Below are 21,079 nucleotides of genomic sequence, written 5' to 3'. Positions count from 1 at the left end.
AAGTGCTGCAATACATTAGAAAATTTTATAAATACAGCCTGTTTTGCTTTTTGTAGTGTAATCGAGTTCATGTTTTTAGGAATCGAGTTTTACCTTACAAGGAATCTCAGCTTAGTATTCCCAGTTGAATGGCACGAATCTTAAATCTGGACATCCAAACCTCAAACTCCTAACTCCCCACTGCCTAATTTGTCTCCTGAATTTGCAAACGAATAGTGTGTTCAGTCGCGCCACTAAGTTGTGATTCCATAATTTCATCACACAGAGATTCAAGCAAGTGAGGAGCGATCGCAAATTGGGTGTAATTGCGCCACTATCTACATATAATCGCTCTGCTAAATTACCGATGCGTTTCCAAGTCATGTAGAGTTTAGCGATCGTTTGTTCAATCTGCGATGCTTGATTTACCAAATCAGTAGCAATGCTCAAACAGCCAACTCTTTGCGCTTACTCTAGGGCTGTTTCGATGTCAACATCTTTCTGCGTCAACGCCTGAACTTGAGCCGCTCCTTTGAGCTATTTCGCCAAGTTACGCGCTTCAGTAGTTACCTGTTTGAGGGTATCCACATCAGGATTAGCAGCAATTTCCTTTTGGAGCGATTCTGGCAGTTTATTCCATTTCCTTCACCAGTGGGGCGATGTAGCGGGGAGGAAGGGTGTTATCTGCCACTTTTTCCTTAACTGCTTGGGGTAGCAAGTTGCAAAGCCGCAGCGAGGTTGTTGATGGAGTCGGTATCTTGCACGATTGATGACTAACTAGTGGATGCGATCGGCTTATTATGCCACAATCTGTGGACTCATACTTAAGGGGGAGTAAGGTATTTTGAATTACAACAAAGATAGTAAGAAGGAGCAAACCACTTTTGTAAAGTCTTTAATTGATCAGAGAGAATAAAAATAAAACGATGAACCAGGTAGACTACCTCCGCATTAGCTTAATCGATCGCTGCAATTTTCGTTGTCAGTACTGTATGCCAGAGGGAGTAGAACTGGACTATATTCTCAAGCAACAGTTATTGACTGATGAAGAACTACTCACCTTAATTCAAGAAGTATTTATTCCAGTAGGCTTTACCCGATTTCGTTTGACTGGGGGAGAACCCTTGTTGCGTCCGCGTGTGGTGGATTTAGTCGGTGCGATCGCAACTTTACCCCAAACTCAAGACCTATCAATGACCACTAACGGTTTTTTGCTGGCTCCGATGGCGCAAAACCTCTACAATGCTGGTCTGCGACGAATTAATATTAGTCTTGACTCTCTCGATCCCGATATTTTTGACCAAATTATTGGTAATCAGGGGCGTTCTCGTTGGCAACAAGTTTGGCAGGGGATTCAAGCTGCCCATCAAGTCGGATTCGACCCCCTGAAGCTGAATGTGGTGGTGATTCCTGGGGTTAATGACCACGAAGTTCTCGATTTAGCCGCCCTGACAATTGATAAACAGTGGCACGTTCGATTTATTGAATTTATGCCCATTGGTAATGTGCATTTATTTGGCGATCGCGGTTGGGTATCTTCAGCCGATTTACGAGAACGTATTCGCGATCGCTGGGGCTTGACAGAATCACAAGTTCGTGGTGCTGGCCCTGCTGATGTCTTTCAAATTCCCAATGCGAAGGGGACACTGGGATTTATTAGTCAGATGTCAGAATGTTTTTGCGATCGTTGTAATCGGATGCGCCTGAGTGCTGATGGCTGGCTGCGTCCCTGTTTATTAAATGAAACTGGTCAAATAGATTTAAAAACTGCCCTACGTTCTGGTGTTAGCACCGCTCAATTACAAGAGCAGGTGAGGCATTTACTCGGAATCAAACCAGAAATTAACTTTAAACAACGCGATTCTGGCATTTCAGGTACATACACTCGCACCATGTCGCAAATTGGCGGATGAAAAAAGTTAGGAGTTAGGAATTATCGTCTTGCAACTCCTAACTCATAACTCATAACTCCTAACTGCTTAGGCTTGTCGTGAGTAGTATTCCACCACAAGTAGTTCATTAACTTGTAGTGCCACCCATTCGCGCTCAATAAGGCTGTTGACTTTACCAACCAACTTATTTTTGTCAAATTCCAAATGACTGGGCAGGTTTGCCAAACCGGGATATTGCAAGTTAGCTTCCACCAACTTCCGTGATTGTGCCCGATCTCTGACTGCAATTGTTTCCCCAGGACGGCATTGATAGCTGGCAATATTCACCACACGACCGTTAACAGTTACGTGACCGTGATTTACCAATTGACGCGCTGCTGGGATAGTCGGGGCTATACCCAAGCGGAAAACGGTATTATCCAAGCGCATCTCTAGCAATTGCAGCAGCACTTGTCCGGTAGAACCAGTAACACGTCTGGCTTTCCGCACATAGCGGAGTAATTGCTTTTCAGTCAAACCGTAGTTGAAGCGGAGCTTTTGCTTTTCCTCTAGACGGATAGCATATTCAGAGCGCTTCTTGCGATTCTGGCCATGCTGCCCAGGTGGGTAAGCGCGTCTGGCACTTTTACGAGTTAATCCTGGTAAGTCGCCCAAGCGGCGGACAATTCTGAGGCGGGGCCCTCTATATCGGGACATGAGTTTCCTTAATCTAATCCTGTTTAAACTTTACCGAAACATTCCATTTTGACACTCCCCTAATTGTTAATCAGGGGATTCTTGGTTTTTTGAAGCTGCTTACCGAGGTAAGACCTATCTCACCAAGGTAGACGCATCGATTTTTGCGCCAGTTGCTTTTAATCGGTAAACCCGACAAACTAGCCCCCAAGCCTGAATTCCGACCTGTCACGCCGTACTTCTGCCCATAAGTTTTTTGTGTTTATTTAGTTTCGTAGGCTACTCAATCATCAGATTGGTTTACGCAGTATTCTTACTCTGAAATACTTTTTACGTTGCCTACTTATCTTTCAAACAGCTATATTAACACAATTTTCGACATAATTAATTATGTCTATACTTTACTACCTCTGAAATTCTTAGATTACAGAGGATTTTTAAGATATTTGAGTTAGCATAACTTTGGGTGTTTGGAGAATGGCAATGTCAATGAGCAAAAAAGTGGTTAGCAGAGTTAAGAACAAACAAGGCAGTTCCACCTCCAGGATTTTAACATTACCAGTTTTGGCTATAGCTGGATGTTTAACAATCTTGCCTAATGTGGCTGTTGCTGCCTCCTACAGGAATGATTATAGTGTCTGTGCGGGTCGCCTCTTGAGTGTGGGTGTAAAGGCAGAAGCGGCATCAGAAGGTTGTGCAGCAGCACTGCGTCCAAAAGATTTGGCTGCTTGCGTGGTGAAAATTGATAAGGAAACCCAAATTGCTGCGACAGATGCGCTTTCTTCTTGTGGGAAGGCCCGGCGTCCTGAAGAGTTAGCAACCTGTGTAGTTGGTGTCAGCTTAAGTACTAAGGAAGAAGCTAATCCAACAGTTTTAGATTATTGTGGACGCAGTTTGTTACCCGTGCGCTTTGGCCAGTGTGTGGTTGGCTTGCGTAGCCAAATCGACTTTCCCGCCACTCAAGCACTAGATACTTGTATCAGTGCTGATGATAGTGTTATCGGTGCTTCATCTTCGTCTACACCGCCAACGATAATTCCTGCGGGTTCAAGTCCAAGTTTAGAAACTACCCCATTTCCTAACCAACCGATTGTTCCAACCCAACCAGTTGTTCCAACTCAACCAGTTATTCCAACTCAACCAGTTATTCCAACCCAACCGGGCACTAATTAGATTACAGTGCTTTGTGTAATTGATTGAAAATCCAGGTTGAATCTTAGAGTGGCTATTTGCCAACCTGATTCAGGGACTACCAAAAAATAAATCATCTGATTTTAATTTGTAGGTTGGGTTGAGCAACAGCGAAACCCAGCCTTATATATTTACAATGCTTCAACCTGACTGTATAATTTACCTTTGCTGACTATATAGCTTAGTAATATTGACATTAGTTACGATTGCCTGATTCGAGAACTGGGCGATTTGAACTTGTGCAGCTTTACCAATCCCATCTGCGTCAAAGAAAAGATTATCGGTCAAAATGCTTGGCTTTGTGAAAAATTGTAGGTTGGGTGAAGCAAAGCGCAACCCAACAAAGGTATGAAAATGTTGGGTTTCTTTCTTCAAACGCCACTTGCTTCTCCCTTGGTGCAGCGCCTCTGGCAAAAGGAAAAGGGGAGACGCGCTGCGCGTAGCTTGCTTCCCCAAAGGGGTACAAGTTGGGAAACCGCAAAGGCCCAGTGGCTCCCCAATCTACATAACTTAAGGTTTTTGGCGCTAACTCAGGCGTATTGGATTATAGGTAGTTCGATCGTAGAGAAAGCGATCGCTTTGTCGCACTAGTCCCAAGTCGGAACAAGCTGCAATTGAAGCAATAAATAATAGTTACTATATTTCTTACTTTGGTATCTATATCATCATCGAAAGGTTGAAGAAGTTTCAGCACTTCGCCCAAAAAAGCCGTCCTTTTGCCCTTCTCGATGATGCCAAGACTTGATCTTATGCAGACTACAAAGATATCACGCGAACTTTCAGGCGGATTGTACACTAATGCAACTTTTGTCAAACGTTGTATTAGGTCGGACAAACTTCGGTAGCACTTCTGCCACTTATGGGCATTCCGATACCTCGCACTGTTGCCAAAGTGTCCACTAACCAGTTAAGCATTTCATTCAAATAAATGAAAAACATTATAATTCTCCTCTCCAACGCAAAGAGGAGTTGGAGAGAGGTTAGTTGAACTCACGTCAGTTTTGCAGCTTTGGGACTTTAGAATTTTGCACAGTTTGCACAGTTAGTTGTACTAGTCTTCTCTTTCACCAAAAGCCGTCTGTAAAACCACTGCAATACCACCGTCTTGATGATATTTGTCTGCCCAGGCACGGATAACTTCATCTAATTCTTCCATAGCCTGCTCCATTTTTTCTGGAAGGATATCAAGTTCTTCCAGCAAGCGCATGGCGTTTCGTCGTCGTTCTGCCCAATTTTTCATCATGCGGAAATACCGAGCAGTATCTTCCACGGTGATGTGTGTACGTTCTTCATCGTCTGTTGGGGTATAGGAAAGACGGGTAAGCGCGTAGAAGGGCATTCCCCAAGGAGAATCAATCCGCGTTACCGTCCCTGAGTAAAGCAGACGGCGCTTGATATGCTCGCCTAAAGCTTCGCTCAAAGGCATTTGGTGTTCTGGTGGCAAGTCTTCTTGCGATCGCTTGTGTAAAAACTCGATCAAATCCAGAAACTCAAAGGAGCTAACTAACTGAGCATCAGGTAAATTACTGGGTAGTTTCTGCTCAATTTGTCTTTTTTCTTCACTTGTCAAATTAGTACCAGGAACGCGCGATCGCCCCGGTTGCCAAGGATATTTTTCTAGCCAGACATAAGGCAATTGAATTAAATAGCGAGGTTCCTGAGAACCCAGCATTTTTAACAGTTTGCCTTCTGTTAGTGCCTGTCTGACTTCTTCTACAATAATTTTTACTCGTTTTGGCTCCAAGTGATGCAAGTGCCCTGTCATTCGCAGGTTTTGTCCCTGCTCTAGATAGGTCATGTAAATTGCACACTTTGCTGCTGTTGCGGCTGCGTCTAAAAATGCCCCATGCCTGTGCCCACTCGTCCGCATGGCACTAAAAGCCAGATAAAGCATGATCTGATCCATCGCACTGGGGTCAAGACGTTTGATCAGATCTATGTCGTTACTCATATTACAGACAATTGAATAGCACGTTTACACAATTTTTAATCGAGTGAAAATAGGTAGTATACACCTGGCTGAAGGCTGTCTTTACTTCAAACTATATTAGTATGCGATAACGATGATATCGGTGGTAGCGCAAACTACCGTTTTCGCATATTTCCTGGTACAAAAGCAGAGTCGCTAGTTCTCACTATAACTGTCTGAAGCATATAACAGGAAAATTAGAGACACCACCAAATCCAACTTAACGGCGGTTTCTGTCCCAACAGTCAACTATGCTGCAACTAATCTCCAAAGCCTATCAGTTTTCTGGTCTTTTTCATCTTTCAAGAGCAACAACGTCAAGCTGCTTACACCTAATTATGGCACTATGCCGACTCAGAGTAAAAACTAGTTTGCGCGGTTAATCTGGGATATCTATTACTAGAAAAAGATGCTTTTTTTCAGCTTTGGAGAATTATTTGTAGTACATAAGTGACTAGAAATAATTGGCAATAGTCTCAAAACAAATCGCTTACCAGGTGTAGCCACATTTAGAGGTTGAGCTATACAGTTCGTTGTGAACTATCATCTAGTTCACAACCTCCAGTGATGTCTCGGCATTATCAGCCGTTGGTTTGAGGGAAAATAATAGACATCAAGTAGAGCAAATAATTCCAATTTTCAAATACCTGTTGTTTTTCAAATATTGTTCCTCATCATATCACTATTTTTTGGTTTTGAAATAAAATTATGCATTTTAAAGTTGATTAATTATGACTATTTAAATATTTTATATTTTGCATAAGTCAAGGTTTGATGATAATTTTATATCTACTCTTAAATCCAAGTTTTATTTATTATTTTATATCGATCGTCGGACACAAAAAGTCGCGATTAATTCCAATTGAATCGCGTATGTATAAGGGTTTTTCGCTCGTACTAATAACCGAAATATCAGTTAATAGCTATACATATAATAAAACATCTTGGGTTCCATCCGATGATTGTTTAGAGGTTTTTTTGCCAGAAATTTATATTTCTTTCATGAAAAAATTTTAAATTTTCATGATTTAACTAATTTACTGGCTACTTTCAAATATGTTTTACCTCGCTATTTTATATATTTCAGAGACTTAAATTACGTAGATAGTTTGTTGCTATAAAAGAGTGATAATCCGTAGTAGGCTACGATAAAAGCTTGTTTTTCTGGGTGTTTTGGCGATACCTACGGTGGGCTACGCCTACGCAGATTAAGTTGACTTGTATAAAACGACAGAAATAAAGATACCATCTTACGAAACACAATTAGTAAGTGGGTGTGAATGATTAAAGATTTGTCGTGACTGAGTGCAGTCTGGGAAGCTTCCCGATTAGCGACAAATAAAACCGACGGATAAGGGCTTTAGCCCTCAAGACAAGGCAATTTGGTAATTTTACATTGCTTAACATAAAGTTGTTTATTCTTGCCCACTTACTTTGCCTCTCTACGAAAAAACAGGTAGGCCGACCGCTAATATCAACAAAGTGTGTTTGACTTGAAAAAACGAGTTACTCTAAACATTTCTGCGACTTCCCCATCTCTTAGTTCCAAAATGTGCCGCAATAGTCTTAACTCCTTGCGAATCTTCTCTGTAAGCAAGTACTTGTGCTCAATTGTTGGAGTCAGTACTACTCATATTGCTTACATATACGTGTTTTCCCTACCTGTATCAGGCTAAATTCCTAAAAATATATTACAAGTCGATTTATTTAAGTGTTATCTGCACCCATACAGCATTCTGAAATTATTCGTAAAAACTGAAATCCCCGATTTCTTTGAGAAGTCGGGGATCTTGAAGTCACAAGTGAGCGCATTAACGTCAGGATTGATGCTGAGAGTGATGGGGAGTAAAGTAGCTCCCATCACCCTTAAGCTGATTGAACTCGTCATTTAATTCGTGGGACTAGAGGGTTTAACCTGATTTCGCATTGTTTCAAAGCTGAAAGCAGCCGCGCCAAAGGTTACAAATAACACTCCCAGAATTTGCACAATATCCAAATTTTCTTGAATGATTAACCCAGCGAAAATCACGGTTAAAACTGGGATGCTACCACCGATGAGCGCCGATCGCGAGGCACCTAATTTACTAATACCAACATTATTGAGCAAATAACCTGCAAGGGTCAGCACACCCAAAATAAACGCGCTTAAAACTAATTCCAGCATTTTAGTGGGGTCAACTACTACCAAGTTCCAATTGCTGGGCAAAGGTAGCATCAAACAGATGAAGCTCAACAACAGCATGGTAGTGAAGTTAATTAAAGTAAAAGTCACCGGATGCAGTTTGCTAGCACAGACTCGCGTCAGAATTATATAGGCTGCAAAAGCCACACCCGAAAGAATGGCGGTACTGCTTCCCATTGAAGTATTACCGATACCGATGCTGGGAGAACCCCCTAAAACCAACAATTCACCGCAGCAAATTGCAGCGATCGCCGCGATACGGAATAGAGTGGGGCGATCGCGAAACAGAAACCATGAAAATAGACCGCTAACCATTGGATAGATAAAGAACAGTGCGATCGCCATTCCAGTTGTGACTTGAGCGATCGCAATGTAGATTAGTACCTGCGATAAAAACAAAAAGCACCCACTTACAATTGACAACACCAAAATCTGCTTGGTAGCTGCATTAGCAGGTGTGGAATTTCCTCGGACTGAAGTGGACAAGTTTTCCAAGTCTTGCCACAGTCTTGGATGCAATATCGGAGATAAAAGTACCATTAATGGTACGACTACCATAAACCGTAGCGTCAAAATTAACAGAGTATTGCCCAAAGTCGGCGGTAGCAATTGCTCTACCTCTAATACTCCAAAAATCTGGGAACCTTCGTGGAAAATCACCTTGATGGCTACGTTGTAAAGTGACGATACCACTGCTGATAAGACGATCAAAAACAAACCGATTCTGAGTGTCGATAACTCAGAGGAATTAGGCGATCGCAATTGTGGGGGTTTTGCTTCCACCTGCGGTTCTGGCGCAGTAGTCGATGAGGATTCAGCTGTGCTTTGCGATACGTTCTTACGGCGGACAGAAAGTGGTTCAGTAGGAATCTTGAGAGAAGGTCGGATTATTCTCGGCTGTAGTACAGATGCGAGCTGAGGCTCTGATTTCGTTTCGTTTTCCGGCGATTCCTGATTAAGGACAGAAATTGGCTCGGTGTCATTATCCTTTGATGGCGGAACTACAGCCGCAGTAGATTCTGATGGCGTTTCCCTTGGCGATAAATCCTGGCTGGGGACAGCAATTGGATTCGTGGTATTTTCTCTAACACTCGGCGGCTCTAATGTTGTTTCTTTTGGTGATAAATCCTTGCTGGGAGAAGAAATTGGATTCGTGGTATTTTCTTTAAAAATAGGCGGCTCTACTGATGTTATTTCCCTTACCGACAAATCCTTGCTGGGAGAAGAAATTGGATTCGTGGTATTTTCTCTAACAATCGGCGGCTGTGATGTTGTTTCTCTTGGCGACAAATCCTTGCTGGGAGAAGAAATTGGATTTGCGACGTTTTCTCTAGCAGTCGGCGGTTCTAATGTTGTTTCCCTTGGTGAAAATTGATTGGAGATCGGGGAAATTGGCTCAAGGGAATTTCTTACTACTTCCTCAAACTCTGGCAAGGATGTTTCAACAGAAGTGTTTTTTTCTGGCTCCGTAAACTGCAAAACAGTAGGTATACCTGCTGTTGCTGATTTGCGTGTAGTTTCTTCTATAGTTTTTTCTAGTTCTCCATGCAGGCGGTTAACAAACTCCGCCAAAATCGTTTCCCCTTGCTGCTGCTGGCTATACATCCGTGACAACTGTTGGGAAAGATTACTTTGATAGTTCTTCAGCTCCTGTTGTAAGGAATTAAAGGTAACAGTAACGGTGTCATCGAGACTGTCAAACATGTGTTCGACTTTTTCATTAATTTCACCTACTACATTGCTGCTGACTTCAGCAGACTTGAGCGCGGCTTGTTCGTAAGAGTTGCCCTCTATGCTTTGATTAGCTAAAGTTGTCAGAGAGGATTGCAGTTGTGAAGATATATGCTTTGCCAGAACTTCTGCCAGTTGCCGAATTAACACTTGCTGCTCGGTGATTTGGCGCACTTGTTGTAAATGCTCTTTTTCCTCTACCAAGCTTTGAATCTCATCAGATAACCGATTCTTTTCTGACTGAAGCCGCTTTACGTCTTCCTGCAAACCTCTGAGGACATTCTGCTGAAGATTTTCTAAGTCTTCAACTACGGCCCAAAGAGCATTTTCTGCTGCTCTAGATAGCTCCCCTCTGACTCTTGGGTTTTCTGGTTGCTTCTCGAATCGCCCCATTAGCTTCTAACCTCTAACACTTTGACGATAAAGCTGCTTCCCGTACAATTTATTGGCGGTCATCCTAATTTCCTGTATTTTGTCAGATAAATTAAAAATTTTAACAGCACTTCCGCATTTCAACGTAATTCTGTCATACTGAACACAAGTTAGCAAAGCATCTAAGTTTGCCACACAGCTTATTACACCGTGTTCTCTTCAGCATTGATAAGTATTTAACCATTAGATTTGGAATTTTGGTGAGGTATCACCTGTCTTTGCAATTCCCATAGTTAGCGACGCCAGAGCGTCTGAGGAATTGCCCAACCCAAAGGGATTTTGGATCGATCGCCACGCTTGGAAGTCCCTTAAATAGAGAGTTTTATTTTTGGTCAGTTTAATTTTCATAAATTATTTGTCAATGAAATTTTTACTTTTAAAGAAATCTCACTCCAAATAAATATTTATTGTTTTGCTGCCAATAATAATTGTCAAAGATTCACAGATGCTTGTACGTAGGCGACTTATCGCTAGATATCCCCACCAAATTGTCTGACTTGCGAAACTAACTGTAAATTTGTGTGGAATGTAACTGGTGTGACAGTTTATATCTCTAAATGGAGATTAAAGTATCCTTCTGTGGAAATTCTAAGTTACGTTATCCCCTGCACAACATTCTAATGAATGAGCAGCAATTCTGCAAAAGCACGCTTTTTTTGGTGTTGTTGCAGTCTATGTTTTGCTTTGAGTAAATTCCAGTAAAGGAAAAGTTTGGAAAATATTAATAATTCTTAGAAGAATAAAATCTGGGCGATGCTGAAGATGGCAGCGCTAAGGGCAGCACTCACGGGGATTGTAATTAGCCATGCGGCGGCAATGCCTTTTAGTGTTTGAAACTTAATCGACTTGAGATTTTGCACTAGTCCAATACCAACGACACCGCCAACGAGAGCGTGGGAAGTGGAGACTGGTAAACCTAGCCGAGAGGCGATGAGGATGGTGGTAGCAGTTGCCAGTTCGGCACAAAATCCACTACTGGGTTGCAAGGCAATGATGTTTTCGCCAATGGTAGCAATAACTTTTTTCCCCCACACAGCTAAACCACCAACAATACCAGCACCACCAACGATTAAAATCCAAAGCGGGATAGTTATACCATCAGTAGGTACGCTACCAGTGCGATTGATGTAAACGATCGCAGCTAAAGGAGCGATCGCATTTCCCACATCATTAGAACCATGAGCAAAGGCGACAAAGCAAGCACTTAGTAGCTGGAATCGACCGAATAATCTTTCTACGGGATTTGGGAGTATTTCTCCCTTGTCTCCCTTATCTCCCAATTGTCGCCAACTAAGGATTGTGAGTCCAACTGCTGCGATTGCACCTGTTAACAGAGGGATGTCGTAAGCAGGGATTGTAAAACCAACTTGCTCAATTACAAAATTGGTTAGCGGTTCTGTGAGCGATGGTAAGACAATCACGCCGAATACACCTAGCAGCGCAGTACTCAACCAGGGAATCCACTCTTGTAACTGGACTACTTGATTGGGTTGATCCAAAATCCAGTGCTTGATTTGACTATAAAATAAAGCGGCGATCGCACCACTAATTAACGGCGTTAAAACCCAGCCAATGGTAATCAAGCCAATTGATGACCAATCAATTGCACCTACTCCCAAAGCTACCCAACTAAATCCAGCGATCGCACCAACAACCGCATGAGAAGATGATACAGGTAAACCGCGTGATGTGGCAATTTGCAACCACACACCACAGGAAATTAGTACCGTTACCATTCCAGTTACGAATAGTTGGGGTGTAGCTGCGAATAAAGCGGGATTAGCAATTTTAGTTGCGAGAGTTTCCGTTACCTCATGTCCAAACAACACAGCACCCGTAAACTCTAAAACCCCAGCAATTATTAGTGCTTGTTTGAGAGTGACAGCTTTGGAACCTACGGAGGTTCCCATCGCATTAGCGACATCGTTTGCTCCGAGATTCCAGGCGACGTAGAAAGCTAATAGAGCGACGAAAAATAGAGTAATAAACATTTTGTTGCGGACAAGGGGAAAGTGAGAGAGATAAGGATGAAACTTGAGCTTGTAAGGGTGAACTTTGAACCTTTGAGCTTCACTGTTGAACCTTTGAGCTTCACTGTTGAACCTTTTAGCTTCACCGTCGAACCTTTTAGCTTCACCGTTGAACCTTTTAGCTCCATCGTTGAACCTTTTAGCTCCATCGTCGAACCTTTTAGCTCCATCGTCGAACCTTTTAGCTCCATCGTCGAACCTTTTAGCTCCATCGTTGAACCTTTTAGCTCCATCGTCGAACCTTTTAGCTTCGTCGTTGAACCTTTTAGCTTCGTAGCTGAATCTCAGACAGAACTTTAAACTTCTAGTTTTAACACTCTCCTATCTCCCTAATCTTCCTTTTGCGGATAAATTAAGATTTTATAAGTATCCGGTGTGGGTGCGATCGCAACTTCCACAGCTGCTGATAAATCTTTTAATGGATAGCGATCGCTAATCAAGGCTTTTACATCAATTCGCTGATTAAATACAATATCAGCTGACAAATTCTGAAGTCGATAAGATGAGCTATAACTACCGATCAAGTCAATTTCTCGACGGTAGAGGATATTTGGGTTGATGGGAATTTCCACTTCATCAGGAAATTCGGCGAAAAACAAGATTTTACCGCCTTTGCGGGTACTATCAAGTGCTTGAAAGAAAGCTTTCTCACTCGGAACCGCCAGCAAGGTAACATCAACACCTAGTCCACCAGTTAAGGCAGAGATTTTGGCAGGTAAATCAGGATCGCGAGCATCAAAAGCCGCTTCTGCGCCGACACTCAAGGCTTTTTCAATTCTAGAAGGTAGTAAATCAGTAGCGATCGCTTTTGCTCCGAAATACTTCACCAACATAATGAACATTAACCCAATTGGCCCAGCGCCAGTAACTAACACAGTTTGTCCTGGGGCGATTTGGGCTTTTTTCACTGCCTTCAAGCAGCAGTTTGTCGGTTCTACAAAACTGGCTTCTTCAAAACTGATATTATCCGGGATGGGAATTAGCCCACCATTTTCCACAATATGTCCAGGAACCTTGACATAATCGGCAAAACCGCCGCCACTGGCGTTAAAGCCTGCGGTTGTGGAGATGTTTTTGTAAACATCGCACATAGAGAAATTATCATTTAGGCAGTAGGCGCAACGCATACAGGGGATGTGGTGCATCACTGCTACCCGTTGTCCAACTTGCCAACCTTTGACATTATTGCCTAATGCTGCGATCGTGCCAGCAGTTTCATGTCCAAAAATGCGCGGCGGTTCATACAGTGGATAGCGAATTTTTTTAATATCTGACTGACACAACCCCACAACCCGCACCTGTACCAGCACTTCATCTGGTTCCACGGTTGGAACTGGGATATCTTCGTAAGAAAGTTGATTAACGCCTCTAAATACCTGTGCTTTCACGTTGGTTTTTCCCCGCTCAACGATACTAGATGTAGCATTAGTGGTTAACGTTAAGCTATTTATTATCGGTTAACTTTACTTTGTTGTAACCCAAGTCACGTTGCTTGCTTCCCCATTCGCGGAGCGTCCCGTAGAGATGGGGTACGCTCCAAATTCAAAATTCAATTCTTAGTCTTAGGCTTGGATGCAAGTACCTGAACCGATTTCCCATCTTGGAGAGCATCGGTAGGATTAGTAATTAACCTAACATTAGGGCTTAAACCAGAAATAACTTCAACTTCAGTACCATAATCTCGACCAAGCTCTACTTTTTGGTACTTAACTTTCTTTTCCTTTGTCACAGTGGCTACTTGTATACCATCTGCATTAATCACTAAGGTATTAGCTGGTACTAATAAAGGTGGATTGGCACGTTCAGTCTTAAAAGTGACTTCAGCATACATCCCAGGACGCAACAGATTATCTGAATTCTGTACTTCAATTTCAGTTAAAAGGGTATTAGAAGTAGCATCCAAGACATCAGCAGTCCGAATAACTTTACCAGAAAAAGATTTTTTCGGTAACTCACGAACACGAACAAGCGCAGTTTGTCCAGTGTGAATTGATTGAACAAAAGCCTGGGGAACATTAATTCGGATACGTAAATTATTTGTCTGAGCAATCTTAAATAACCAGGAATTTCCACTATTATTATTACTACCCGCAGAAATTAAAGCTCCTGAATCTACATTGCGAGCAGTAATTACACCCGCAAAAGGAGCAACAATTTGTTTGAATGATTGTAAAGCAGTTATCCGTTGTAAATCTGATTTACTAACACTCTTACTTGCGATAAACGCATTAATGTTAGCTTTTTGGGAATTAATAGCTGCAAGAGCAGTATTTACACTTTCTTGCTCTGAATTAACGCGAGCAATTAAAGTATCTACATTAGCTTGACTTGCATTAAAAGCACTTTTACGTTCATCAGCAGCTTGTGTAGTCACGGCTCCTTGCTTTTGAAGTAATTGCCAACGTTGCCAAGTTTGACGCGCTAATTCTAGGTTAGTACGTGCTTCGGCTAATTCCGCCTGTCTAGCCTTTAAGTTAGCTTTTGTTTGAGAAAGATTACTTTGCTTTTGTGCTAAATCTGCCTGGACTTGAGCGAGATTAGCCTCAGACTTCGCCAATTCTGCACGAGCTTGCTGTATATCTTGGTCAGTTTCCGGGGCATCAATTATAGCTAGTAGCTGCCCCTTATTTACACGTTCACCAATATCTACTAATCTCTTTTTTAAATAGCCACTTGTACGGGCATAAATTGTAGTTTCTTGGCTTGCTTGAATACTGCTAGGTAGAACTAATTCGGTAAAATTAGCAGCAACTTTTGGTTTAACTACATTCACCGAAGAAACTTTTTTTGTTGTAGATTTAGCGAAAGCATTTAATTCTGACTGCTGTTGTAAACGAGGTATAATGCCAAGTGCTAAAAGCCCAGTGACAACTAAAGTAGTCGTAGCAATGATGGTGATAAAATTGAAGCGACTTTTTTTATTTGCCGCAATTGATGTGATTTCAGAACGATCAACTTTGGTATTTTCTTGAGTATCCATACTAGAGAATTTCTATTTGATTTGTTGATTTATCAAAATTTTTCAGATCCCCGACTTCTCTAAGAAGTCGGGGATCTGATTATTCATGAATAATTTACCGATTAGCTACAGTTAATTTGATAGTAGAAGATAGTTCTTCCTCTAACTCTAAATTTTGGGGTTGTTTTCGGCGCAAAATACTGTAAATTACGGGTACAAAAATTAAAGTTGCCACTGTTGCTGCTAATAATCCACCAAAGCAAAGGTGACGAGCAAAATACTATTGGCAGTAGCAACCCCAATACTCATAATTGCACCCATCAAAGAAGGTACACTAAAAGTTGTATTTGTCACAAATAGTATCCAAACAATTCCTGCGAAAGCATTTGGCAGTGCCATCATAATAATGAATGGATCAATCCAAGATTGAAAATTGACTACTATTAAGCAATAAACTAATCCAATGGCAAATATCAATCCTACTTCTAATCCTAGAAAAGATGAATTCATCGTTTCTACTTGGCCTTTTACGATAATTGAAGTTCCCCGTGGTAACTTCTGCTGAAATTGTCCAACTATTTTATAAATATCGCTGGCTACACCACCTAAATCACGACCTTGAACATTGGCGTAAATATTAAATACAGGCTGTACGTTGTAATGATTAACAACAGCAGGAGCTTTTCCACGCTTAACAACAGCAAGATTGCTTAAAAGTTGTGACGAGTTAGAACCGTTAGCTACAGGAGTATTCTGAATTTTTTCTAGCGAGTTAAGTTTGTATTGAGGAACTTGTACTGCTATTAAATAACTGACTCCTTTGATAGGATCGAGCCAAAAATTAGGTGATGTTTGACCACTAGAACTTAATGATGTCAGTAGGTTATTGGCAACATCTCGTTGAGTTAAACCGCTACGTTGTGCTTGAGAACGATCTACATTAATACGTAGGTCTGGAGCATCAACGACTTGATGTAAATGAACATCAACTGCTCCCGGAATTTGAGCTATTTGGGTTTTGATTTGTTTGGCAATTTTGTAGTTATCCCGACGATTTTTAGCTGGGCCTATGACCTGAATATCAATAGGCGCTGGTAAACCAAAATTGAGAATTTGAGTTACTATATCAGCAGGTTGGAAAAAGAAGGTTAATTCAGGAAATTGGGCAGTTAATTTTTGGCGTAGTTGTCTAACATATTGCCAAGTTGAATGATGTTTACCTTCCTTAAGACCTACAAGAATTTCTCCATCACCAGGCCCTATAGTTGCTGTGTCGCTAAAAGCAAGGTTTACTCCACCTACAGGTAGACCAATATTGTCAAGAATAATTTCTAATTCTTCGTCAGGAATAACTTGGCGAATCTCATTTTCAACTTGAGTAAAAATCTGTTCTGTCTTTTCAAGTCGTGTTCCCGCAGGAGCGCGCACATGCAACCGAAACTGACCTGCATCTACTTGCGGGAAAAAATCTTGACCGACAAAAGGTAGTAAAACTAAAGCACTTACCCAAAAAGCACCAAACATCGCAAAAACTACACCGCGATGATTTAGAGCTTTGGCTAAAGTATTTCGATAGTTTTGGCGAAATTTCTCAAATTGGCGGTTAAACTGCTCATGAATTCGCCAGAAAATATCTTTTTTAGGAATTACATGACCATTATCGTTATTCCCTAAATTTTCATGTTCAGTATAAAGATGTAGTTCCTTTGCAAGCAAAAACTTTGCCAACATTGGTACTACTGTACGCGAGAGTAGATAGGAGGCAAGCATCGCAAAAACAACCGCCATTCCTAAAGGCATAAATAGCGATTGTGCTACTCCTGTTAAAAAGATAATTGGGATAAAAACAATACAAATTGCCAAGGTAGAAACGAAAGCTGGAACAGCTATTTGTTGTGCGCCATCTAAAATAGCTTGTTGCAGAGGTTTTCCTTGTCCCAAATTCCGATGGATATTTTCAATTTCTACTGTGGCATCATCAACTAAAATCCCAACTGCTAAAGATAGACCTCCCAAAGTCATAATATTCAAAGTTTGTCCTATCAATCGCAAAGCAATAATAGAACAAAGAATTGATAAAGGAATAGAAATTGCCACAATTAAAGTGCTACGCCAACTGCCTAAGAATAATAAAATCATCGCGGCAGTTAAACAAGCAGCAATCAATCCTTCCGTTAATACTCCGTGGATGGAAGCTTTAACAAATATCGATTGGTCAAATAAGACCTCTAAATCTAATTCTTTAGGTAATGTAGCTTGAATTTTTGGTAGTCTTTCTTTGACTCTAGCTACAACATCTAAAGTTGAAGCACTACCATTTTTGAGAATAGTTAATAAACTAGACCGTCGTCCATCTCGACGAACGATATTGTTCTGCACTGCAAAGCCATCATGGACTTGGGCAACATCACGTATATAAATTACAGTGCCGTTAATTTGTTTAATGGGTAAATTGTTTAACGCGTCTAAGACTTGGGGACTGCTATTGAGTCGAACACTATACTCGCGATCGCCTAATTTGGCATTTCCTCCAGGTAAGATAAGATTTTGGGCGCTGATTGCGGTTGTGACATCTGTAGCTGAAAGACCTTTGGCAAATAGCGCCTGCGGGTCAATATCTACCATAATCTGCCGAGGTTTACCTCCATAAGGTAACGGTACAGACGCACCTTGAACAGTCGCTAGCTGAGTCCGCAGAAAATTATTGCCGTTATCATAAAGTTCTTGCTCTGATAGTGATGTGCTGCTAACGCTTAGCTGAAGAATGGGCACATTAGAGGCATTGTAGCGAATAATTAAAGGCGGTGTAATTCCTGGAGGTAAACCTCGAAGAATTGTTTGAGTATTAGAGGTAAGTTGAGCTACTGCTGCTTCAATTTTTGCTCCTGGCTGGAAGAAAACTTTAATGACGCTAACACCATTGAGTGATTGCGATTCGATATGTTCAATATCATTAACAGTGGTTGTAAAAGAGCGTTCACTAGCTGTAACGATACGCTGTTCCATTTCTTCTGGTGAGACACCACCATAAGACCAAATTACACTGACAACGGGAATATTAATTTCTGGAAAAATGTCCGTTGCCATGCGCGTAATAGTAACTACTCCTAAAACAAAAATAAGTATGGAAGTAATTACAAAGGTGTAGGGACGACGAAGAGCAAGTTTAACAATCCACATTATCTTTTAGTTTAAAGTCTTCTTTTTTCTTTAGTCTGTCAGTGCGATTTACACCAAAGGAAATTATTATTTAAATTTTAGTTATTCATTGCTAATTGCCAAATGAATATTCACTGAACGCTTTCATTTGCAATCAGCTAGATTTAAAATATTCAGGTAGTCCGGTAACTTGATAGATTTACAGTATTTATGTGAAATTATCTTTGCATACAGATGTGTAAAATGCAAGACCCTATACTTCATCAAAATAAAAGCGTAATATTTTATACAGGTTTTTGCAAGTACCTTGTCAAGCTAGTTTTGATAATTTGTAGTAAGCACTTAAGTGCCCACCACGAAGTTGCTTACCCATCAATTTAAACTTGACAAAAGCTGATTTCTAGAGGTGAATTATAAATTCAGCTGATAAAAGTAGAGCCAAGGATCGACCGAAATCAGCTAGATAGCTAACCCTGGTAGAGGATTTGGTCATGGTTCATCAGACATACATAGCTGATGTCTTGGTTGTTGGTGGAGGAACCGGAGGAACTGCGGCTGCTATTCAAGCGGCACGACGGGGAGCCAAAACCATTTTGGTGAGTGAATTTCCTTGGTTGGGAGGAATGCTAACTTCGGCGGGAGTGTCTGTACCCGATGGCAATGAATTAGAATCCTTTCAAACGGGGTTATGGGGTGCGTTTTTGCAGGAATTGCGACAACGACAGCCTGGAGGATTAGATAACAGTTGGGTAAGCTTTTTTAGCTACGATCCCCGAATTGGAGCAGAGATTTTTGCAGATTGGGTGCAGGAATTGCCGAATTTGCACTGGATTTCTGGACAAGTACCTTTAGAGGTATTTCGACAAGGTGATTTGATTACTGGTGTCCGCTTTGCTGATTTTGCTGTCACAGCCAAGATTATTCTCGATGGCACAGAATTAGGAGATTTATTAGCTTTAGCTGACATCCCTTACCGTTGGGGTTGGGAATTGCAATCTGAGTGGGAAGAACCCAGCGCCCCAGTGACTTTTAACTCTTTAACTCAGAAATATCCTGTGCAAGCGCCCACTTATGTAGTGATTATGCAGGACTTTGGTGAAGCCGTTGCACCAGAGATTCCAGCTGCGCCTAACTATAATCCATCGCAGTTTACAGGTGCTTGGGATGGCTATGGAGCAGAGACATTTTTAAATTATGGACGTTTGCCTGGTAGCCTGTTTATGATGAATTGGCCAATCTGTGGCAATGACTACGGCGAAGGGGTAGGGCGATTGATAGAGTCAGATGTATCCAGAGGTGAATTCATCCAAGAATCTCGCTGGCACAGCCAAAATTTTGCTCATTTTATCCAAAAACAGCTTGGTCGTCGCTATGGTTTAGCAGAAAAAGTATTTCCTCACACTTCTACAGCTTTTGCACTGCATCCTTATTACCGGGAAAGCCGCCGCTTGGTAGGGCTAACTACTGTCCGAGAACAGGATATTTTGCCGATCGCAAAAGGTAGAGTTGCATCTATATTTAATGATGCGTTCGCCCTTGGCGTTTGCGAAGCAATCGCAGTTGGTAATTACGCCAATGACCATCATTATCCTGGTGTTCAATTCCCATTGCAACCTAAATCTATCCGTTGGGGTGGACGTTGGACTGGAACTCCTTTTACAATTCCCTACAGTTGTTTAATTCCAGCCACAACAGATGGTTTTTTGGTCTGTGAAAAGAATATTTCTGTCTCCCACATTGCCAATGGCGCTACCAGATTACAACCTATGGTTATGGGCATTGGTCAAGCGGCAGGGATGGCGGCGGCGATATGTGTTGAATTAAACTGCCAGCCGAGGGATTTACCTATTAGAAAGCTGCAAACGGCTTTATTAGAAGATAATCGCTCAAAAGCGCTAATTATTCCTTTGTTTAATCTTCCCCCCAATCGTTCGGATTGGCAGCACTGGCAACTGTATTACTTAGATAACCCACAAGCCTATCCAGTTAGTGGCGATTGCCCTGAATCTGCTTTTGGCAAGCCATTAATTCTGGAAAGTAACTGTTTCAAAGGGATTTTTTACCGCTTGGAACAGCAGGAATACAGATTCACTGTCACAGCACCAGCCGAGTATCAAGGGCAAAATTGGCAGCTTGTGACTTTGCGATCGCATATCGACGAGCAATTACGCGCTTATCCCCACGAACAATTAGTTACATTGTGGGGTCGTTACAATCACTCTGGTAATTGGTTATTAGTCGAACATTTAAACGGAGGATAAGAAGAGTTTATTTTCAGTAAAACAGAATACTTTTTGATGAATTGTCCGGATATTAATCAAAAAGCTAAGTATCAGTGAAGTGGAGAGTTCCAAAATAGACATTTGCTATGCGTGCTGCCATTTCACTTTTAGTCTCGAGTCTGGTGTTCGGCCCCTTAGCTTTTAACTGCCAAGCAATGGTCAATCACTTATCAACAGGGCTGCCTTCCACGCCTACTTCGGAACAGTGGCTCTCGGCGGCATCTGAACAAGCTTCAGATGATGCGCCACGTCATCGCGGTAGTGGGCGCAGAGAAGTGACACAAAAAGTCCGAAATATCTATGCTGTGGTTTAACTACTGTAGGGTAATGCCTCTTTTCCCAAAGGAACAGAATTACCAGGAAACAGGATGTTGCGTTAACGTCTTTTACACAGCTTTTCTGGCGGAGATATATACAGTTGACACACGAAAGTCTTCAGCGATCGCTTAGTATTTCAACTGCAAACTTTGTATATATAGTTGGTCTCAATCCTGCCGATCAAAAAGCAAATCAAATTAAGTGCTTTGATTGATAGCATTACCAACTCTTCAAAAGCTCTACAACTGTTGCTCATATTCGGTGGAAAGCTTTGCATCTC

13 protein-coding genes and 1 pseudogene are annotated in these 21,079 nt (G+C 41.6%); 6 read left to right on the top strand and 8 right to left on the bottom strand.

The features are described 5' to 3' along the window. Nucleotides 1–184 precede the first annotated feature (184 nt). A pseudogene (locus V7K45_RS07630) lies at nt 185–700 on the bottom strand (hypothetical protein); the annotation flags it as partial. A 205-nt stretch (nt 701–905) separates the two neighbouring features. Between V7K45_RS07630 and moaA the strand changes: the two are divergent. Continuing rightward, nucleotides 906–1,892, top strand: a complete 987-nt coding sequence (moaA, locus tag V7K45_RS07625; RefSeq protein WP_335001966.1) for a GTP 3',8-cyclase MoaA — start codon at nt 906–908, stop codon at nt 1,890–1,892. Between the two features lie 66 nt (nt 1,893–1,958). Here the strand turns inward: moaA and rpsD are convergent, their stop codons facing one another. Continuing rightward, nucleotides 1,959–2,567, bottom strand: a complete 609-nt coding sequence (rpsD, locus tag V7K45_RS07620) for a 30S ribosomal protein S4 (RefSeq protein WP_335001964.1) — start codon at nt 2,565–2,567, stop codon at nt 1,959–1,961. A 468-nt stretch (nt 2,568–3,035) separates the two neighbouring features. Here rpsD and V7K45_RS07615 point away from each other — a divergent pair, with 468 nt between their 5' ends. Together V7K45_RS07615 and V7K45_RS07610 are read left to right on the top strand one after the other, a co-directional pair. After that, nucleotides 3,036–3,719: a hypothetical protein gene (locus tag V7K45_RS07615; RefSeq protein WP_335001980.1), complete on the top strand. Its 684-nt coding sequence runs from the start codon at nt 3,036–3,038 to the stop codon at nt 3,717–3,719. A 366-nt stretch (nt 3,720–4,085) separates the two neighbouring features. After that, the gene (locus tag V7K45_RS07610) at nt 4,086–4,328 is read left to right on the top strand and encodes a hypothetical protein (protein WP_335001962.1); all 243 of its coding nucleotides are present in this window, start codon (nt 4,086–4,088) and stop codon (nt 4,326–4,328) included. A 460-nt stretch (nt 4,329–4,788) separates the two neighbouring features. Here the strand turns inward: V7K45_RS07610 and hetR are convergent, their stop codons facing one another. From hetR to V7K45_RS07595, 3 genes are all read right to left on the bottom strand, one after another. Then, complete coding sequence (gene hetR / locus V7K45_RS07605) at nt 4,789–5,688, bottom strand: heterocyst differentiation master regulator HetR (protein WP_322693770.1); 900 nt, start codon at nt 5,686–5,688, stop codon at nt 4,789–4,791. Nucleotides 5,689–7,594: 1,906 nt separating this feature from the next. Further along, the gene (locus V7K45_RS07600; protein ID WP_335001959.1) at nt 7,595–10,012 is read right to left on the bottom strand and encodes an EamA family transporter; all 2,418 of its coding nucleotides are present in this window, start codon (nt 10,010–10,012) and stop codon (nt 7,595–7,597) included. Between the two features lie 770 nt (nt 10,013–10,782). Then, a complete protein-coding gene (locus V7K45_RS07595; RefSeq protein ID WP_335001955.1) occupies nt 10,783–12,042 on the bottom strand; it encodes an inorganic phosphate transporter in 1,260 nt (419 codons plus the stop codon). Between the two features lie 72 nt (nt 12,043–12,114). Here V7K45_RS07595 and V7K45_RS07590 point away from each other — a divergent pair, with 72 nt between their 5' ends. Beyond that, nucleotides 12,115–12,381: a hypothetical protein gene (locus V7K45_RS07590; protein WP_335001953.1), complete on the top strand. Its 267-nt coding sequence runs from the start codon at nt 12,115–12,117 to the stop codon at nt 12,379–12,381. 29 nt (nt 12,382–12,410) lie between these two features. On the opposite strand, the gene V7K45_RS07585 is transcribed toward V7K45_RS07590, so the two are convergent. The 3 genes from V7K45_RS07585 to V7K45_RS07575 all read right to left on the bottom strand — a co-directional run bounded on the left by V7K45_RS07585 (nt 12,411) and on the right by V7K45_RS07575 (nt 18,220). Next, the gene (locus V7K45_RS07585) at nt 12,411–13,469 is read right to left on the bottom strand and encodes a zinc-dependent dehydrogenase (RefSeq protein WP_335001951.1); all 1,059 of its coding nucleotides are present in this window, start codon (nt 13,467–13,469) and stop codon (nt 12,411–12,413) included. 161 nt (nt 13,470–13,630) lie between these two features. Continuing rightward, complete coding sequence (locus tag V7K45_RS07580; RefSeq protein WP_335001948.1) at nt 13,631–15,061, bottom strand: efflux RND transporter periplasmic adaptor subunit; 1,431 nt, start codon at nt 15,059–15,061, stop codon at nt 13,631–13,633. A 222-nt stretch (nt 15,062–15,283) separates the two neighbouring features. Continuing rightward, nucleotides 15,284–18,220: an efflux RND transporter permease subunit gene (locus V7K45_RS07575; RefSeq protein ID WP_335001946.1), complete on the bottom strand. Its 2,937-nt coding sequence runs from the start codon at nt 18,218–18,220 to the stop codon at nt 15,284–15,286. Between the two features lie 470 nt (nt 18,221–18,690). On the opposite strand from V7K45_RS07575, the gene V7K45_RS07570 reads away from it, so the two are divergent. Together V7K45_RS07570 and patX are read left to right on the top strand one after the other, a co-directional pair. Beyond that, complete coding sequence (locus tag V7K45_RS07570; protein ID WP_335001944.1) at nt 18,691–20,460, top strand: FAD-dependent oxidoreductase; 1,770 nt, start codon at nt 18,691–18,693, stop codon at nt 20,458–20,460. 107 nt (nt 20,461–20,567) lie between these two features. After that, nucleotides 20,568–20,795 (top strand): heterocyst-inhibiting protein PatX, encoded by a 228-nt coding sequence (gene patX / locus V7K45_RS07565; RefSeq protein ID WP_292733527.1) that lies wholly within the window; start codon nt 20,568–20,570, stop codon nt 20,793–20,795. Nucleotides 20,796–21,079 lie beyond the last annotated feature (284 nt).

Source organism: Nostoc sp. (assembly GCF_036917375.1).
In the GTDB taxonomy this organism is placed as follows: Bacteria; Cyanobacteriota; Cyanobacteriia; order Cyanobacteriales; family Nostocaceae; genus Nostoc.
This window is presented reverse-complemented; position numbering and strand designations above follow the sequence as displayed.

What these genes read in the sequence shown, in the direction of transcription:
- moaA (WP_335001966.1), top strand. Translation starts at nt 906, where the DNA reads ATGAACCAGGTAGACTACCTCCGCATTAGCTTAATCGATCGCTGCAAT.
- rpsD (WP_335001964.1), bottom strand. Translation starts at nt 2,567, where the DNA reads ATGTCCCGATATAGAGGGCCCCGCCTCAGAATTGTCCGCCGCTTGGGC.
- V7K45_RS07615 (WP_335001980.1), top strand. Translation starts at nt 3,036, where the DNA reads ATGAGCAAAAAAGTGGTTAGCAGAGTTAAGAACAAACAAGGCAGTTCC.
- V7K45_RS07610 (WP_335001962.1), top strand. Translation starts at nt 4,086, where the DNA reads ATGAAAATGTTGGGTTTCTTTCTTCAAACGCCACTTGCTTCTCCCTTG.
- hetR (WP_322693770.1), bottom strand. Translation starts at nt 5,688, where the DNA reads ATGAGTAACGACATAGATCTGATCAAACGTCTTGACCCCAGTGCGATG.
- V7K45_RS07600 (WP_335001959.1), bottom strand. Translation starts at nt 10,012, where the DNA reads ATGGGGCGATTCGAGAAGCAACCAGAAAACCCAAGAGTCAGAGGGGAG.
- V7K45_RS07595 (WP_335001955.1), bottom strand. Translation starts at nt 12,042, where the DNA reads ATGTTTATTACTCTATTTTTCGTCGCTCTATTAGCTTTCTACGTCGCC.
- V7K45_RS07580 (WP_335001948.1), bottom strand. Translation starts at nt 15,061, where the DNA reads ATGGATACTCAAGAAAATACCAAAGTTGATCGTTCTGAAATCACATCA.
- V7K45_RS07575 (WP_335001946.1), bottom strand. Translation starts at nt 18,220, where the DNA reads ATGTGGATTGTTAAACTTGCTCTTCGTCGTCCCTACACCTTTGTAATT.
- V7K45_RS07570 (WP_335001944.1), top strand. Translation starts at nt 18,691, where the DNA reads ATGGTTCATCAGACATACATAGCTGATGTCTTGGTTGTTGGTGGAGGA.
- patX (WP_292733527.1), top strand. Translation starts at nt 20,568, where the DNA reads ATGCGTGCTGCCATTTCACTTTTAGTCTCGAGTCTGGTGTTCGGCCCC.